Origin of the sequence: Bradyrhizobium sp. NBAIM08, from assembly GCF_020193935.1 — a bacterium.
GTDB classification, from domain to species: domain Bacteria; phylum Pseudomonadota; class Alphaproteobacteria; order Rhizobiales; family Xanthobacteraceae; genus Bradyrhizobium; species Bradyrhizobium yuanmingense.
The window spans coordinates 1-402 of the sequence record NZ_JADYVR010000971.1 but is presented as its reverse complement, the minus strand read 5'-3'; the positions used below and the strand labels follow the sequence as shown (position 1 = coordinate 402).

Here is a 402-nt window from a genome sequence, read left to right as displayed (position 1 = left end):
GCCGAATGATCCTGACTTGGCCAAGTATGCGACCTTGTCCGATCTCCGGTCCCTGCCGGTGGACCTCCTTTCCTTCTTCGCCGACCGCCTGAAGGTGCAGCTTCGCGAGCAGGGGGCGCGGCACGATCTTGTCGACGCGGTTTTTGCGCTCGGCAATCAGGACGACATTCTTCTCATCGTCCGCCGTGTCGATGCGCTAGGGAAATTCCTTGACACTGACGATGGGAAGAATCTGTTAGCCGGCTTCAAGCGCGCCGCAAACATCTTGCGAGACGAAGAGAAGAAGTCAGGCGAGAGTTTCGGTGGCGCGGTCGATGCGGCGTTGCTCACCGAGCCGGAGGAGAAGGCGCTTGCCGCCGCTCTCGACAAGGCGCTGCCCTCGGCAACGACCGCGGTCGGGGC

Annotated in this window: 1 pseudogene; it reads left to right on the top strand. The window is 62.2% G+C overall.

The window, feature by feature from the left end:
• Positions 1-402, top strand: a pseudogene (locus I6F37_RS42995) (glycine--tRNA ligase subunit beta); the annotation flags it as partial.